Annotated in this window: 7 protein-coding genes; all 7 read left to right on the top strand. The window is 73.9% G+C overall.

Going from position 1 to position 17776, the window contains the following annotated elements:
* Positions 1-74: 74 nt before the first annotated feature.
* The 7 genes from ABTY61_RS29150 to ABTY61_RS29120 are packed head-to-tail and all read left to right on the top strand — an operon-like array spanning position 75 to position 17773.
* Entirely contained in the window at positions 75-1619 is a 1545-nt protein-coding gene (locus ABTY61_RS29150) for a radical SAM protein (RefSeq protein ID WP_350508082.1), read from the top strand.
* Positions 1616-6373 (top strand): non-ribosomal peptide synthetase, encoded by a 4758-nt coding sequence (locus ABTY61_RS29145; RefSeq protein ID WP_350508081.1) that lies wholly within the window; start codon positions 1616-1618, stop codon positions 6371-6373. Before ABTY61_RS29150 ends, ABTY61_RS29145 begins: the two co-directional genes overlap by 4 nt.
* Entirely contained in the window at positions 6370-10296 is a 3927-nt protein-coding gene (locus ABTY61_RS29140; protein WP_350508080.1) for a non-ribosomal peptide synthetase, read from the top strand. Before ABTY61_RS29145 ends, ABTY61_RS29140 begins: the two co-directional genes overlap by 4 nt.
* A gap of 56 nt (positions 10297-10352) precedes the next feature.
* Positions 10353-11390, top strand: a complete 1038-nt coding sequence (gntD, locus tag ABTY61_RS29135) for a guanitoxin biosynthesis L-enduracididine beta-hydroxylase GntD (protein WP_350508079.1) — start codon at positions 10353-10355, stop codon at positions 11388-11390.
* Position 11391: 1 nt separating this feature from the next.
* On the top strand, positions 11392-12741 hold the full coding sequence (locus tag ABTY61_RS29130) for an MFS transporter (RefSeq protein WP_350508078.1): 1350 nt from the start codon (positions 11392-11394) through the stop codon (positions 12739-12741).
* 53 nt (positions 12742-12794) lie between these two features.
* Positions 12795-15182, top strand: a complete 2388-nt coding sequence (locus ABTY61_RS29125) for a lantibiotic dehydratase (protein WP_350508077.1) — start codon at positions 12795-12797, stop codon at positions 15180-15182.
* A complete protein-coding gene (locus tag ABTY61_RS29120; protein WP_350508076.1) occupies positions 15179-17773 on the top strand; it encodes a penicillin acylase family protein in 2595 nt (864 codons plus the stop codon). The genes ABTY61_RS29125 and ABTY61_RS29120 overlap by 4 nt, the downstream gene beginning before the upstream one ends.
* The last annotated feature ends 3 nt before the right edge of the window (positions 17774-17776 follow it).

The following is a 17776-nucleotide window of genomic DNA, read 5'->3' as shown; positions in this document are numbered from 1 at the left end:
CCCACGCCTTGCCCCGTCTCCATGCCCTGTCCCACCTCCGCGCTTGCCCGGACACGCCAAAGGGGGCTGCCGTCATGAACGCTGCCGGCGACCTGGACTGCATCCTGATCGGCCCGCACGAACTCGACTTCGACGACTACGAGGCAAGCCTGCGCGCGATGGGCGAGGAATCGATCGCCTACCGCGTCCTGAAGGCCAACTCCACCGTCCTCGACGGGCGGCGGATGACCTACTACGACATGCTCAACCGAATGCTCCCGGACAGCCGGGGAGAACCCGGCGACCTGCACGTGTGCAAGCTGCCGAGCCTGGCGATCGGCCACCTCAAGACCGCCCTGACCAGGGCCGGACTGGTGACCGAGGAGGTCAACTTCTTCACGTGGGAGCGCGACCGGCTCGTCGAGCTGCTCGCCTGCCGCCCCCGGGCCGTGGCGATCACCAGCACCTTCTACGTCGACAACACCGCGCTGACCGAGATCGTCGACTTCGTCCGCCGGCACGACCCCGACATCCCGGTGATCATCGGCGGACCGCACATCCTCAACATCCACAACGGCTACGACCCGGAGGCCCAGGACTTCGTCTACCGCGAGATCGGCGCCGACATCTACGTCTGCGACTCCCAGGGCGAGTCCACCCTCGCCCAGGCGCTGCGCGCCCTGCGCACCGGCCGGGCCGGCCTCGCCCTGGTGCCGAACCTGGCCTACACCACGAACGGGCACGACTTCACCCGCACCGGCCGGGTGGTCGAGGACAACCCCATCGAGGACAGTGTCGTCGACTGGTCACTGTTCGACCCGGGTTTCTATGCCCCCACCGTCCAGCTGCGCACCGCGCGCAGTTGCGCCTATGCCTGCGCCTTCTGCCAGTATCCCCAGCTGGGGGGGCCGTTGAGCCTCAATTCACTGGAGCACGTGGAAGCGCAGTTGCGGCACTTCGCCGAAGTCGGCGTGAAGAACGTGGTGTTCATCGACGACACCTTCAACGTGCCGTTCCCGCGGTTCAAGAAACTGCTCCGCATGATGATCAAGAACGGCTTCGACTTCAACTGGTTCTCGTTCTTCCGGTGTGCGAACTCCGACGCGGAAGCCTTCGACCTGATGGCCGAGAGCGGCTGCAAGGGCGTCTTCCTGGGGCTGGAGTCCGGCGACGACCGGATCCTCAAGAACATGAACAAATCGGCGAGTTCGGAGAAGTACCGACGCGGAATCGGTGCGCTCACCGAACGCGGGATCCTCACCTTCGCCTCCCTGATCGTCGGCTTCCCGGGCGAGACCGCGGACTCGGTCGCCCGCACCATGGACTTCATCGCGGACACCGCCCCGACCTTCTACCGGGCCGAGATGTACTACCACTACCCGGCCGTGCCCATCGCCCAGCAGGCCGACAAGTACGGCCTCCGGGGCACCGGCTACCACTGGCGGCACGACACCATGGACGCCGAGCAGGCCTGCGCCGCGGTCGAGCACATGTACCGCACCATCGACAGCTCCCTGATCATGCCCGGGTACATGTTCGACTTCTGGTCGATCCCCTACCTGATGGGCCAGGGCATGGAGGTCGAGCACCTCACCGCCTTCGTCCGCCGGGCCGGCGAGGGCCTGGTGAGGGCGCTGTGAGCGACCTCCAGGCGCGGATCGCCGCCCTCCCCGCCGACAAGCGCGCCAGGCTGGAGGAACAGCTCAAGCTGCGCGGCGCACCCGGCCGCGCACCGGACCGGATCGCCCGCCGGGCGGACCCGGCCGAGCCCGTCCCGCTCTCCTGGACCCAGCAACGGGCCTGGATCCTCAGCCAGTTGCGCAGCCCGTACAACCCGCCCTGCGTGATCGAGGTGGACGGCGCGCTCGACCTCGCGGCCCTGCGGGAGACCTTCACCGAACTGCTGGCCCGGCACGAGGCGCTGCGCACCGTGATCGAGGCCCACGAGGGCACCGCGCGTCAGCGCGTCCTGCCGCCGACGCCGGTGCCGACGCCGGTGCGTGACCTCGGCGGCCTCCCACCGGAAGAGCAGGAGCGGATCGTCGCCGAGCTGGCCCGCGAGGAGAGCCGGCGCGGCTTCGACCTCGGGCGCGACCAGATGCTTCGGGTCGCCCTGGTGCGCCTCGGTGAGCAGCGGCACCTGCTGCTGCTCACCATCCACCACATCGCGATGGACGCCTGGGCGATCGGCGTGCTGGTCCGCGAGGTCGGCGTGCTGTACGCGGCGCGCAGCGCCGGAAAGCCCTCACCGCTTCCCGAACTAGCCGTCCAGTACGCGGACTTCGCCCTCTGGCAGCGCGAGCACCTCCAGGGCGAGCGGCTCGCGGAGCACCTCGACCACTGGCGCGGGCACCTCGGCGATCCACCGCCCCCGCTCGTCCTGCCGACCGACTACACCCCGCCCGACGGTCCGGGGGCGGACGGCGCGACCCACGAGATCGCGCTCCCCGAGGAGCTCACCGCACGGATCAAGGCGCTCGCCGACCGGGAGGGCGCGACCGTCTTCATGACCATGCTCGCCGCCTTCGCGGCGCTGCTGCACCGCTGGACCGGGCAGCAGGAGCTGGTCCTCGGCTCGACCATCGCGAACCGGACCCCGCCCGAGACCGAGGCGCTGATCGCCTGCTTCGTGAACACCGTCGCGCTGCGCGCGGACGTCTCCGGGGACCTGCCGTTCGACCGGCTGCTGGCGCGGGTGAAGGAGGCCGTCCTCGGCGGCTTCGAGCACCAGGAGCTGCCGTTCGAGAAGCTGGTCCAGGAACTCGCGGGCGAACGGGACCCGGAGCAGCTGCCGATCGTCCGGGCCGTGCTCAACTACGACAACACCACCCGACGCCCGCTGGAGCACGCCGGACTGCGCCTCGCCGTCCGTCCGGTGCCCCAGGACGTCGTGCACTTCGACCTGGTGGTGACCATCACCCCCGCCGACGGCGGGCTGCTCGCCACCTGGGAGTACAACACCGACCTGTTCGCCGGACCGACCATCGCTCGGCTGGCCGCCGGCTGGCGCAGCGTGCTGGAGCAGGTCACCCGGCGGCCGCAGGCCGCGGTCGACGACCTGCGGATCCTCACCGAGCAGGACCGCGACCGGCTGGAGGCCTGGAACGACACCGCCGCGCCGGTGCCCGACACCACCGTCCACCGGCTGTTCGAGGAACGCGCGGCGGCCACCCCGGACGCCGAGGCCGTGGTGCTCGGCGCCGACGCGCTGAGCTACGCCGAGCTGAACGCCCGCGCCGACCGGCTGGCGGCGGAGCTGCGTGCCCTCGGCGTCCGCCCGGGCGTCCTGGTCGGCATCCTGGTGGACCGCTCCTTCGCGCTGCCGGAGGCCGTCCTCGCGGTGCTCAAGGCGGGCGGGGCGTACGTCCCGCTCGACCCGGACTACCCGGCGGACCGGGTGGCGTTCATGCTCCAGGACGCCGCGGTGGGCGTCCTGGTGACGACCTCGGCCCTGCGGGAGCGGCTCGCCGAGCGGATCCTGCCCGCCCTGGCGGCGGGCGAGCACGGAGCCCCGCGGTTGCTCGTCCTGGACGCCGAGCGGCCCCGGCCCGCCGACCCGGCGGGCCCCGGGCCGGAGGCCGGCCCGGAGGACCTCGCGTACGTCATCTACACCTCCGGCTCCACCGGCCGCCCCAAGGGCGCGCTCACCGAGCACCGGGCCCTGGTCAACTACGCGCTGGGGGCGGTCGAGGCCTTCGGGCTGACCGCCGCCGACCGGGTCCTCCAGTTCGCCTCACCGGGGTTCGACGTGCTGGTCGAGGAGCTGTTCCCGACCTGGCTGGCCGGGGCGACGCTGGTGATGGTGCCCGAACGCGTCCTCGGCGGCGGGGAACTGGTCCGGCTGATCGAGACCCAACGGCTCACCGCCTTCGAACTGCCCACCTCGCTCTGGCACGAGTGGGTGCACACCCTGGCCGAGGAACGGACCGTCCTGCCGCCGTGCCTGCGGCTGGTGATCGTCGGCGGCGAACGGATCCTGCCCGACCGGCTGCGGGCCTGGCGGCGCACCGGCGTCGAGCTGGTGCACGTGTTCGGGCTGACCGAGACCACCGTCACCACGACCACCTACCGGGTGCCGCCGCTGGGAACCGGCCCCGACGACGGCCCGGACGAGCGGCTGGCGCAGAACCTGCCGATCGGCCGCCCGTGGCCCAATATGACGGTCCACGTGCTGGATGGGCAGCGGCGCCCGGTCCCGCCCGGAGTGCCCGGCGAGCTGTACATCGGCGGGGCGAGCGTGGCCCGCGGCTACCTCAACCGCCCGGAGCTGACCGAACAGCGTTTCCTGCCCGACCCGTTCGGCCCCGCCACCGGCCGCCTCTACCGCACGGGGGACCTGGTGCGCCGGCTGGACTCCGGCGACCTGCAGTTCCTCGGCCGCCTGGACACCCAGGTCAAGGTCCGCGGCCACCGGATCGAGCCCGCCGAGATCGAGGCCGCGCTGGCCCGCCACCCGGACGTGCGGGACGTTGCGGTGGCGGCCCGTGAGGACACCCCTGGGGACCGCCGCCTGGTCGCCTACCTGGTGCCGGCGGCCGGCCGCGAGCCCGGCACCGGGGAGCTGCGCCGCTTCCTGGAGGACGCGCTGCCCGCCCCGCTCGTCCCGTCCTCCTTCGTCCTGCTCGACGCCCTGCCGACCACCGCGCACGGCAAGCTGGACCGCGCGGCCCTGCCCGCCCCCGACGGGGCCAGGCCGCAGCTGGCCGAGGAGTTCACCGCCCCCGCCGACGGCATCGAGCAGACCCTCGCCCGGATCTGGGCCGAGGTGATCGGCGTCGACCGGGTCGGCGTGCACGACAACTTCTTCGAGATCGGCGGCGACTCCATCCTCAGCATCCAGATCGCCGCCCGGGCTCAGGCCGCCGGGCTGCGGATCGGCGCGATGGACGTCTTCCGGCACCCGACGATCCACCAGCTGGCCCCGACCGTGGGCACCGGCGACCCGGACACCGGCGACCGGGCCCCGGTCAGCGGGCCGACCCCGCTGCTGCCGCTCCAGCACTGGTTCTTCGACCGGCGGCTGCCCGCCCCGCAGCACTGGAACATGGCCGAGCTGCTCGAGGTGCGCCGCCCGTACGGCGAGGACCTGCTGCGGCAGGCCCTCGACCGGCTGCTGGAGCACCACGACGGGCTGCGCCAGCGCTTCGCCACCGACGGCGGGCCGCGGGGCCCGGTGCGCTCGTGGATCGCCGAACCGGGCCAGGGCGTACCGCTGGAGGTGCACGACCTCTCCTCGCTGTCGGCCGAGCGCCGCCTGGAGGAGCTGGCGGCGCTGGCCGGCGCCGTCCAGAGCGGCCTCGACCTCGCCGAAGGCCCGCTGGTGCGCGCCGCGCTGTTCCGGCTCGGTGCCGCGGAGCCGCCGCGCCTGCTGGTGGCCGCCCACCACCTGGTGGTCGACGCGGTGTCCTGGCGGGTCCTGCTGGAGGACTTCGCGACGATCTGCGAGGCGCTGCGCACCGGCGCACCGGTCCGGCTCCCGCCGAAGACCACCTCCGTGCCCGACTGGGCGCGCCGACTGGAGGAGTACGCCGGCTCCGCCGCCCTGACCGGCCAGACCGGGCACTGGCGGCAGCTCCTGGACACGGCCCCCGACGCCCTGCCGGTCGACTTCGCGCAGACCCGGACCGAGGACACCGTCGCCCTGGCGGCCACCCACGCCACCGAACTGGATGCCGAGTGGACCGAGGCGCTGCTGCGCGAGGCCCCCGCGGCCTACCGCACCCGGATCGACGAGCTCCTGCTGACGGCGCTCGCCCGGGCCCTGACCCGGTGGACCGGCGCCTCCGCTCACCTGGTGGAGCTGGAGGGCCACGGGCGTCAGTCCACGCTGTCCGGCGTCGACCTCGCCCGCACCGTCGGCTGGTTCACCGTGACGCATCCCGTCGCGCTGGAGGTCCGTGCCGGGGACGGACCGGAGGAGCTGATCAAGCGGGTCAAGGAGCGGCTGCGGTCCGTCCCCGACGGGGGCCTGGGCTACACCGCCCTGCGGCAGCGCGGCGCGCTGGCCGGCCGACCCGCCGCGCAGGTCGCGTTCAGCTACTTCGGACAGTTCGACCAACTCGTCCAGCCCGACGCTTCCCTTGTCCCGGCGGCCGAGGGCACCGGCGCCGCGGCGGACCCGCGCGGCCGCCGGCCGCACCCGCTGGAGGTCGCCGCGCAGATCCGCGACGGCCGGCTCCAGGTCTCCTGGACGTACGGGCAGCGGGTGCACCGCGCCGCCACGATCGAGCGGCTCGCCCGGGACTACCTGGACGAACTCACGGCCCTGATCGAGCACTGCCGCACCGCCCAGGGCGGGTTCACCCCCTCCGACTTCCCGCAGTCCCGGCTGAGCCAGTCCGCCCTGGACGCCTTCATGAGCCGGCTCACCAGCCGTCCCGAGGAGGACCGGTGAACACCAACGAGGCCATCGAGGACATCTACGAACTCTCGCCGCTCCAGCAGGGCCTGCTGTTCCACAGTCTGGCCGGCACCGACCCCGAGATGTACCTGGCACAGCGCAGCTACCGGCTGCACGGCGAGCTGGAGCCGCAGCGGCTCGCCGAGGCCTGGCGGGACGTCATCGCCCGGCACCCCGCCCTGCGCTCCTCGTTCCACTGGGACGAGCTGGAGAAGCCGTTGCAGGTGGTGCACCGCACGGCCGGCACCGACCTGGAGGTGCTGGACTGGCGCGGGCTGCCGCCCGGTGAACAGCGCGAACGGCTCGACCGGTGCCTGCGGGACGACCGGGCCGCGGGCTTCGACCTGACCGCCGCGCCGCTGATGCGGCTGACCCTGGTGCGGCTCGCCGACGAGGAGTTCCAGTTCGTCTGGACCCACCACATGATCCTGCTCGACGGCTGGTCGGTGCCGCTGGTGCTGCGGGAGATCTTCGTCCGCTACGCCGAACTGGAGCGGCGCGGCGCGCGCACCGCGCTGCCCCCGGTACCCGCCTACGCGCAGTACATCGACTGGCTCCAGCGCCGGCCCGAGGCCGACGCCGAGCGGTTCTGGCGCGACACGATGTCCGGGGCGCCGACGTCGGCCGTGCCGGAGCGCACCGCGCCGGGCACGCCGGTGCGGGTCGAGGTGGAGCGGCTGCGGTTGTCGCCGGAGCTGACCGGCGCGCTCCAGCAGCTCGCCGCCCGGCAGCGGGTCACCCTGAACAGCGTCGTCCAGGCCGCCTGGGCGCTGCTGCTCGCCCGGCACGCGGGCGCCGCGGAGGCGGTCTTCGGGATGACCACCTCCGGCCGCCCGGCCGCACTGCCCGGGGTCGAGTCGATGGTGGGGCTGTTCATCAACACCGTCCCGCTCCGGATCCCGGTCCCGGACGGCCCGGAGCCGGTCGGTGCCTGGCTGCGGGAGGTGCAGGAGCGCCAGGCCGCCGTGCGCGAGTACGAGTTCAGCTCGCTGGCCCAGATCCGGCGGTGGAGCGGGGCCCCGGGCGGGCGGCCGCTGTACGACAGCATCGTGGTGTTCGAGAGCTACCCGGTGCCGGCCGACGTCCGGCTCGGGGTGAGCACCCTGCGGATCTCCACCGACAGCTCGGTGGAGAAGACCAGCGAGCCGCTCACCGTGCTGGCCTCCCTCGAACCGGAGCTGACCCTGCGGCTGCAGTACCACCCGGAGCTCCACGAACCCGCGATGATCGTCCAGATGGCAGCCCAACTAGGCACTGTGCTTGAGCAGTTGACGCTGCACGAGGACGGCTCGACCGCCGACCTCCGGCTGATCACCGAGGCGGAGTACCGCCGGCAGCAGACCGGGTGGAACGACACCGCGCGCAGCTACCCCGGCGCGGACACCCTGCACGGGCTGGTCGAGGAACAGGCCCGGCGGACCCCCGGGGCCGTCGCCGTGCGCTCCGCCGAGGAGCGGCTGCACTACGCCGAACTCGACGCCTGCGCCGAGGAGCGGGCCCGGGTGCTGCGCGCGGCCGGCGCGGGCCCGGGCACGCTGGTCGCGGTGTGCGGCGAGCGCTCGTCCGCGCTGGTGGTCAGCCTGCTCGCCGTCCTCAAGTCGGGTGCGGCCTACCTCCCGCTGGACCCGCAGGCGCCGCCGGAGCGGCTGCGCCGGATCCTCGCGGACGCCCGGCCCGCTCTGGCGATCAGCGACCGGCAGCTCGACGCCGGCTGCCCCGCCCTCCCGATGACCGGCGACTGGCCCGCCCCCGCCCCCGAAGGGGCAGCGGCCTCCGACCGGCCCACCGGGGCGGACCCCGCGTACGTGATCTACACCTCCGGCTCCACCGGTGCCCCGAAGGGCGTGCCGATCCCGCACCGCGCCATCCGCAACCGGCTGCTCTGGATGCAGGACACCTTCCCGCTGGGCCCGCAGGACCGGGTGCTGCAGAAGACCCCGTACGACTTCGACGTGTCGGTGTGGGAGTTCTTCTGGCCGCTGCTCACCGGCGCCCAACTGGTGCTCGCCCGCCCGGGCGGCCACCGCGACCCCGGGTACCTGGTGCGCGCCGTCGCGCAGGAGGGCGTGACCGTCGCCCACTTCGTCCCGTCCATGCTCCGGCACTTCCTCGCCGAACCGGGCGCCGGCGAACTGCCCGGCCTGCGGCAGGTGTTCTGCAGCGGCGAGGCACTGTCGCCGCAGCTGCGCGAGCGCTTCCTGGACCTGCTGCCCAAGACCGCCCTGCACAACCTGTACGGGCCGACCGAAGCGGCCGTCGACGTCACCTGGTGGGACTGCGGCACGCCCGGCCCGGGCGGCTCCGTCCCGATCGGGCGCCCGGTCGCCAACACCCGGATCCACCTGCTGGACGGGCACGGCCGGCCGGTGCCGGTCGGTGTGCCGGGCGAACTGTGCATCGCGGGGGTGCAGCTGACCCCGGGGTACCTGAACCGCCCCGAGCTCACCGCCGACCGCTTCCGCACCGTCACCGGCCTCGGCACCGACCACGGCGCCGGCAGCCCGCCGGAGCGGCTGTACCGCAGCGGCGACCTGGCCCGGAGGCTGCCCGACGGCACCCTGCAGTACCTGGGGCGGCTCGACCACCAGGTCAAGGTCCGAGGGGTGCGGATCGAACCCGGCGAGGTGGAGCACGCCCTCACCCGGCACCCCGGGGTCACCGCGGCCGCCGTGATCGCGCGCACCGACCCCGGCACCCACGGCGACGGCGAGGGCGAGGCGCGACTGGTCGGGTACGCCGTGCCGGGCGAGCCCCGCCCGACCCCCGCCGAGCTGCGCGACCACCTCGCCCGGCTGCTGCCCGCCGCCCTCGTCCCGTCCGCGATCGTGCTGCTCGACGCGCTGCCGGTGACCGCCAACGGCAAGCTCGACCGGGCTGCCCTGCCCGCGCCCGAGCGGACCGTCCCGACACGCCGGCCCCCGGCGGAACCGGTGGAGACGACCGAGCTCCAGCAGCGCATCGGCGAGGTCCTGGCCCGCGTCCTGGACCTGCCCGGCGTCCACCCCGACGACGACTTCTTCGACCTGGGCGGCGACTCCTTCCACGCGATCCGCGCGGTGCGCGAACTCCCCGGCGCCAGCGTGGAGCTGCTGTTCCGGCACCCCACCGCGCGCACGCTCGCCGCCGCCCTGGAACACGACGGGCAGGCGTCGGCCCGCCGCGACCGGCTGCTGCGGCTCACCCCGCGCCGCGAACACCCACGGCGGACCCTCATCGGCGTCCCGTACGGCGGCGGCAACGCCGTCGCCTTCCACCCGCTGGCCCGGCAACTGCCGGACACCACCGATGTCCGGGCGGTGCGACTGCCCGGGCACGACCTCGGCGCCCCCGAACCGCTCCAGTCGCTGGAGTCCATCGCCGAAGAGGCCGCCGACGAGATCCTGCGAACCGTCAGCGGGCCGCTGGCGCTGTACGGGCACTGCATCGGCGTCGCGCTCACCGTCGAGCTGGCCGCCCGGCTGGAGCAGGCCGGACGCCCGGTCGACCGGGTGTTCCTGGGCGGATCGTTCCCCTTCCCGTCCCGGCAGCTGCTCGGCATCGACCTGGTGCGCCTGGTGCCGTTCCGGCGCCGGGAGAGCGACGAACAGGTGATGCGCTACCTGCAGTCGCTCGGCGGGTTCGAGGAGCTCATCGACGGCGAGGAACTCGCCCACGTGATGACCGCCTTCCGGCACGACGGGCGCACCGCGCGCGGCTGGTTCACCCGGCGCCAGGCCGAACCCGACACGGCCCGGCTGCGCGCCCCGATCACCTTCGTGGCCGGCCGGTCCGACCCCGAGACCCGCAATCACCGGCGCCGCCACCGGGAATGGGAGCGGTTCAGCCCCTCGGTGGAGCTGGCCGTCGTGCCCGGCGGCCACTACTTCGTCAAACACCAGGCCGCGGAGCTCGCCCGGGTCATCGAGGACCGCTGGTGACCCCCGGCCTGCACCCGACGCAGCCACGCGACACACAGAGAGGCACACGGACGGCCATGCACACCATGACCCTGTCGGCCGGCGACATCGCGGCGATCACCCCGCTCATCGACCGGGTGCTGACCGACTACGACTCCATCGAGGACCCCGGGCTCGCCCGGATCGCACCCCTCATCGCCCATGAACTGCCGTGCTCCGTCCGGACGTTCCTGGCCGAGTTCCGGCTGGACGAGCCCTCCGGAGCCTGCGTCCTCTCCGGCTTCCCGGTCGACGACGAACGGATCGGCGACACCCCCGCGCACTGGCGCCGCTCGGCGAACGCACGGCTGTCGCCCACGCTGCGCCAGGAGGTGTTCTTCCTCCTGTGCGCCAGCCTGCTCGGCGACCTGTTCGCCTGGTCGACCCAGCAGGACGGCCTGCTGATGCACGACGTCATGCCGATCAGGGGCCACGAACAGGAGCAGCTCGGCTCCGGCAGCGAACAGGTGCTCTGGTGGCACACCGAGGACGCCTTCCACCCCTTCAAGGGCGACTACGTCGCGCTGATGTGCCTGCGCAACCCCGACGCCGTGGCCACCACCCTCGCCGACGCCGCCCGGATCCGCTGGGCCGACCTCGACCTCGACACCCTGTTCGCCCCGAACTACACGATCCGGCCGGACGAGTCGCACCTGCCCAAGAACCGGGGCGACGAGCAGGACGAGGACCCGGCGCGCGCGGCCCTGGTCGACGCCGGCTACCGGCGCATCACCGCCCTCAACGAGAACCCGCCGCCGGTGCCGCTGCTGACCGGCGACCGCAACGCGCCGTACATGTGCCTCGACCCGTACTTCATGGCCGTGGACGACCTCGAACCGGCCGCCCGGAAGGCCTTCGAATCCGTGGTCGAGGCGATCGACGCCGCCGTGCAGGACGTCGTGCTGCGCCCCGGCGACTGCATCTTCATCGACAACCTGCGGGCCGTGCACGGCCGCAACCCCTTCCACGCGCGCTTCGACGGCAAGGACCGCTGGCTCAAGCGGCTCAACATCTCGCGCGACCTGCGGCGTTCCCGCGAAGCCCGGCTCTCCAGCTCGCACCGGGTGATCTTCTGAGATGACGACGTTCCTGCGACTGTGGGCCGGCCAGTCGGTCTCGCTGGTCGGTTCCGCGCTCACCAGCTTCGCGCTGGGCGTGTGGGTGTACCAGCAGACCGGCTCGGTCACCGGACTGGGCCTGGTCTACCTGCTGGTCTTCCTGCCCGCCATCGTGGTCTCACCGTTCACCGGGGCCCTGGCCGACCGGCTCGACCGCCGGGTGCCGCTGATCGCCGCCGCCGTCGGCGGGATCCTCCTCACCCTGGCCCTGGCCGCGCTCGCGGCCACCGACCAGCTCCGCCCGTGGCACGTGTACGTCACCACCGCGGTCAGCTCGGTCCTGGGCGCACTGCAGCTGCCCGCCTTCGGCGCCACCGTCGGCCTGCTCGTCCCACAGCGGCACCTGGGCCGCGCCAACGGACTGGTGATGCTCGCCCAGTCCGTCGCCCAGATCATCGGCCCGCTGGCCGGCGGGCTGCTGATCGGCGCACTCGGACTGCGGACGCTGATCCTCGCGGACTGCGCGAGCTTCGTGGTCGCACTGGCCTCCGTGCTCTCCGTCCGCATCCCCCGACCGCCGCAGCGCCCGGCCGCTGACCAGGACGAGGAGGAGCCGGCCAGCCTGCTGTCCGCGGGCGCGCAGAGCCGGCGCTGGATCGCCGCCCGGCCCGGCCTGGTCGCGCTGCTGGCCTTCTACGCCGTGCTGAACTTCGCCGTCGGCTTCGTCGACGTCCTGATCACCCCCCTGGTGCTCGGCTTCGCCGGTACCGACGGGCTGGGCACGGTACTCGCGGTCGGTGGGACCGGCATGGTGGTGGGCAGCGTGCTGATGAGCCTGTGGGGCGGGCCGCGCCACCGCGTGCACGGCGTGCTGGGGTTCTCCGCTCTGCTCGGTGCGGCGCTGACCGTCGGTGCGCTGCGGGCCTCGGTGGTGTGGGTCGCCGCCGCGGCGTTCGGCTTCCTGTTCTGCTCGGCTCTGATCAACGCCGGCAACCGCAGCCTCTGGCAGGCCAAGGTCGACCCGGAGCTCCAGGGGCGGGTGATCGCCCTGGAGAACATGGTCGCGACCATCCCGCTGCCGCTCGCCTACCTGCTGGCCGGGCCGGTCACCGACCACGTCATGGCCCCGCTGGTGTCCGGCGGGGGCGGGGTGGCCCGACTGGCGGCCGCGCTGGTCGGCGACCGGCCCAGTGCGCCGATGGCCGCGCTGCTGCTGCTCTGCGGGCTGGTCGTGGTCGCCGCCTCGGGCGCCGGCTACCTGCACCCGCGGCTGCGCCGCGTCGACACCGAACTGCCCGACGCCCTGCCGGCGCCCGCCGACCCGGCCCCGCCGCACCCGCGGGCCGGGCAGGCGTCCGGGCGGGCCTGAACACCGGGATCCGCACCACGGGCCCCGAACGACGAACGAACGGACGTGCCGCGATGACCGACCAGAGCGCACCGAGCGACCGGAGCGCGCCGACCGACCGTCACCTGGTACCGCTGGACGGCACCGCCTGGGCCCTCTGGCAGGACGTCGCCCTGCGCAGCACCGGCTTCCCCGCCGACGAGCTGGACCGGCTCTGCGACCGCGAGCTCGCCTCGGCCGCCGACCGCGTGGGCGAGACGCCCGAGGGCGACGGTCACTACCGGCAGGTGTACCTGGAGGCCACCGAGCGGCTGGGCGCGGCGATCCGGCACACCGCCGCCCAGCCCGCCTTCCGCGAGGCCGTCACCTGGCAGAACCCGAGCCTCGTCCCGGTCTGCCTGGACAAGGCGGCGCGGGGCGAACCGCGCAACTTCCGCGGCCGCAGCCACGAACTGACCATCGCCCGCTACCTCCAGCGCTACACCCAGAAGAACGAGACGGTCGGCTTCTTCGGCCCGGTCGGCTGGGCGCGACTGGACCGGACCGTCCCCGGGCTCACCGTCGCCCCCGGACCGCGGCTGCTGCGCCGGCGCACCACGTACTTCGAGGTCTGGGCCGTCGACGCGCTGGCCACGGCCCTCGGCGCCCGCGACGACGTCCAGCCCTGGCTGCGGCCGAGGCTCGGCCCCTCCTGCGGGCTCGCGGGCCGGGTGCTGCGGCTGCCGCTGCGTAAGCCGATCCGGCTGCCCGTGCCGGAGGCCCGGCTGCTGCGGCTGTGCGACGGTGTCCGGACCCTGCGGGAGGTGCTCGCGCTGGCAGGCCGCCCCGAGATCCTGGGCGACGAGGCCACCGCCCACGCGGCGCTGCTGCGGCTGCGGCAGCTGGGAGCGGTGGAGCTGAACCTGCTCGGCCCGGTGCACGCGTGGCCCGAACGGCTGCTGCGGGAGCGGCTGGAGGCGATCGGCGACCCGGTGACCCGCGCCTCGGCCCTGGCGCCGCTGGACGAGCTGATCGCGGGAAGGGATGCCGTCGACGGGGCGGCCGGGGACCCGGAGAAGCTGATGGCGGCGACCGACGCGCTGCGGGAGGCGTTCGTCCGGCACACCGGCGTCGCCGCCGAACGCCGGCCCGGCCAGACCTACGCCGGACGCACTCTGGTCTACCAGGACGCCGTGCGCGACGTGCGGGTCCGGCTCGGCAGGCAGGTGCTGGAGGCGGCCGCCGCCCCCCTGGGACTGGTGCTCGACAGCGCGCGCTGGCTGACCGCCCGGGTGGCCGACCGCTACCACGAGCTGTTCCGGGGGCTGTTCACCGCCGCCCGGGCCCGCGCCGGGACGGCGGACGAGGGCGGCGCGGTGCCGTTGCCCCGGCTGCTGGCGGAGGCCACCCCCGAGCTGCTGACCGCCACCCCCCGCGAGTTGCCGCCGCTGGTCGCCGGGGTCGTCGCCGACTTCCAGCAGCGCTGGCGGGACCTGCTGCGGGTGCCGGACGGCGTCCGGCACCACCGGGTGGCGGTCGAAGCGGTCGCCCGGGAGGCCGCCGCCCTCTTCCCGCCCGACACGGCCCGCTGGGCCAACGCCGTCCAGCACTCACCGGACCTGATGATCGCCGCCGCGGACGCCGGGGCGGTCGACCGCGGTGACTTCCTGCTCGTCCTCGGGGAGCTCCACCTCGCGGTCAACACCCTGGAGAGCCGGATGTTCGTCGAGCAGCACGACGAGCCCGAACGGCTGCTGGCCGCGGCCGCGGCGGACGCCCGGGGCCGGCGCGTCTACGCCGTGCCGCGGCGCGGCTCCGCCTTCGTCACCTCCCGGCTGTCACCCCCGTCGGCCCTGCTGTCGCCGGAGTTCACCTACTGGTGCGCCGGAGAGGCCGCGGTCGACCCGCCGGTCGCCCCGCTGGCCGGTGCCGATCTGGACGTGCTCCTCGACGGTGCGCGCCTGGTGGTGCGGGTGCGCGGTCAGGAACGCGGCTTCGACCTGCTGGAGGTGATCGGCGAGCTGCTGACGGCGAGCGTCGCCAACGCCTTCCGCCCGCTGCGCACCGCACCGCACCGCCCCCGCATCACCCTGGACCGGCTGGTCCTGTGCCGAGAGTCCTGGACGGTGGACCCGGCGGAGGCCGAGTGGGCGTCCCGCAAGGACGAGGGCGAGCGCTTCGCCGCCGCCCGGGCCTGGGCCGCCCGGTACGGCGTCCCCGAGCGCGTCTTCGTCAAGCTTCCGGTCGAACTCAAGCCCGTGCTGGTCGACTTCGGCTCGCTGCCGCTGGTGAACCTGCTCGCCAAGGGCATCCGTCGCACCGTCGAGGAAGCTCCCGGCGCCACCGTCACGCTCACCGAGGCCATGCCCGACAACGGCGGGTGCTGGCTGCCCGACGCCCGGGGCCGGCGCTACACCAGCGAACTGCGCATGGTCGCCGTCGACCGGCAGCCCGCCGCCACCCCCGACCGGAGCGCCGGATGAAGCCCGTAGGCAAGGCCCTCAACGTCCTCTCCGCAGCCGTCGCCGCCGCGCTGCTGCTGTCGTTCCTGGCCCTCGGCGCCGGGCCGCTGCCCGCCCTCGGCACCGCCCTGGACCCGGGCGCGGGGGTCTGGAACGCCGCCGCCGACGCCCGGCCCGTGCGCACCGAGGCCCTGCACCTGCCCGGGCTGCACGGCCCGGTGACGGTATCCTTCGACGCCGCCGGGGTGCCCGCCGTCCACGCAGGCTCCGACGAGGACGGGTTCACCGCCCAGGGGTACCTGCACGCGAAGTTCCGGGTCACCCAGCTGGACCTGGAACGCCGGATGGCCCAGGGGCGGCTCGCCGAACTGACCGGCCCGGCAGCGGTGGAGAGCGACACCTTCCAGCTGCAGAGCGGCCTGCTGCGCACGGCCCGGGCCGAGTGGGCCACCACCTCGCCCGACAGCCCCGCCGGACGCGCGCTGACCGCCTACAGCCGGGGCGTCAACGCCCAACTGGAGGAGCGCCGCCGGAACGGCGACTGGCCCGCCGTGTTCGCCCTGGCCGGAGTCCACCCCGCCGACTGGACACCGGTGGACAGCCTCTCCGTGCAGGCCCTGCTGACCCAGAACATGAGCTACGGCACCAGCCCGCTGGCGTACGCGCTGCTGCGCGACTCGCTCGGCGAACGGCGGACGATGGACTGGTTCCCGGTGCTGCCGGGCAACGACCAACGACCGTACGACACCGGCCCGTACCGCTCGCTCGGTCTGGACCCGCTGCCCGCGGCGGGCAACGCCAACGCGGCGGTCCCCGCCGATGCCTCGCCCCCCGCCGACGCGAGCTCCCCGGCCGTCCCGCCGTCGGCCGCCACCTCGGCGGCCTCCGCTCCGACGGCCGCCGCCGCGTCGGTCACCGCGGCGGCGGACATCCTCGGGCGGTTCCAGCGCCTGCCCGCCACCGGCATCGACGTGTACTCCCACAGCAACGCCTGGGCCGCCAACGGCCCCGCGGTGGCGGGCGCCAGATCGATCCTGGCCGGTGACCCGCACCTGCAACTGACCCTGCCGTCCTTCTGGTACCAGATGGCGCTGTCCTCGCCCGGGACCACCGTGACCGGCGCGAGCCTGGTCGCCCTGCCCGGCATCCTGATCGGCCGCAACGCCCACCTCTCCTGGACGATGACGGACGTGCAGAACCAGTCGACGCTGTTCTACGTCGAACGGACCGACCCGCAGCGCCCCGGCGAGTACTACTGGCAGGGGGCGTGGCGCCGGATGGAACAGGTGCACTACACCATCCCGGTCCGCGGCGGCAGTCCGGTGCCGCTCACTGTCGACCTGACGGTCCACGGGCCGGTGATGAACCAGGCCGGGCAGACCACCTCGGTGTCCTGGATGGGCAACTACCCCTCCGCCTCGCTCGCGGCGGTCCTCGCCATCAACAAGGCGGCGGGCCAGGACGGCTTCCGCTCGGCCCTGGCCGGCTGGCGGGCACCCACGCTCAACTTCACCTACGCCGACGACCAGGGCAACATCGGGGTCCAGGCCGCCGGGTACTTTCCGCAGGTCAAGGCCGGGCAGCCGTGGTTCCCGCTGCCCGGCACGGGGGAGTACGACATCGCCGGCACCATCCCGGTGGCCGCGCTGCCCCAGGTGCACAACCCCGCCGGGCACGTGGTGGCCACGGCGAACCAGCGCCCCGTCACCGGTGACTACCCGTACTACGTCGGCACCACGATGGCCGCCTACGACGCCGGATACCGCGCCCAGCGGATCTACCAGGTGCTGGAGGGGCGCAGCGCGCCGCTGACCGCCGACGACTTCGCCGCGCTGCAGGGCGACGTCACCGACCCGCTCGCCGCCCGATCGGTGCCCGCCCTGCGCACCGCCCTGCAGGGTGTCGCGCTCGACCGGGTGCAGCAGAAGGCGCTGGACCAACTGACCGGCTGGGACCACCGGATGACCACCTCCGCGGCCGGCGCCACCATCTGGTGGACTTTCTGGAGCGACTACCTGTCGGTGGTCTTCCAGCCCTGGTGGGACGCGGCCAAGGTGCCGGTCGACAAGGACAGTCCGAAGCTGGACATCACCCCGACGCGGGCGAGCCTGGACCAGGACCTCCAGGCCTGGACCCTGCACGATCCCGGCAACCCGGCCTTCACCCCGCCCGGCGGACCGCCGGGCGACGCCCCCACCGCCATGCGCACCGCCTTCACCCGGGCGGTCACCGAACTGACCGCGAAACTCGGCGACGACCCCGCCACGTGGGGGTGGGGGCGCGTACACACCCGGGAGATCCCCTCGATGCTCGACGTCTCCGCCCTGGGGGAGGGACCGACCCCGGCCGACGGGGACCGGTTCACCGTGAACGCCGCCGAGGGCGGCCTGAACTCCTCGTTCGGGCCCAGCTGGCGGATGGTCGTCGCCTGGACCGGGGACGGACAGGCGGACGCCCGCGCGATCTACCCCGGCGGGCAGAGCGAGAACCCGGAGTCACCCTGGTACCGCACGTTCGGCGCGGACTGGTGGAACGGGCGGCTGCGCCCCCTGCGGACGGCCGAGGACGGCGCCCCGTCCGTCGCGGTGTGGACCCTGGAGGAGGAACGGTGAGGG

It is taken from the genome of Kitasatospora sp. NPDC096128 (genome assembly GCF_040303105.1).
Lineage (GTDB): Bacteria > Actinomycetota > Actinomycetes > Streptomycetales > Streptomycetaceae > Kitasatospora.
The sequence above is the reverse complement of the archived record's forward strand: the minus strand, read 5'-3'. Positions and strand labels throughout refer to the sequence as shown.

Coding starts and splice junctions, on each gene's coding strand:
- ABTY61_RS29130 (WP_350508078.1), top strand. CDS start 11,392: ATGACGACGTTCCTGCGACTGTGGGCCGGCCAGTCGGTCTCGCTGGTC.
- ABTY61_RS29120 (WP_350508076.1), top strand. CDS start 15,179: ATGAAGCCCGTAGGCAAGGCCCTCAACGTCCTCTCCGCAGCCGTCGCC.
- gntD (WP_350508079.1), top strand. CDS start 10,353: ATGCACACCATGACCCTGTCGGCCGGCGACATCGCGGCGATCACCCCG.
- ABTY61_RS29125 (WP_350508077.1), top strand. CDS start 12,795: ATGACCGACCAGAGCGCACCGAGCGACCGGAGCGCGCCGACCGACCGT.
- ABTY61_RS29150 (WP_350508082.1), top strand. CDS start 75: ATGAACGCTGCCGGCGACCTGGACTGCATCCTGATCGGCCCGCACGAA.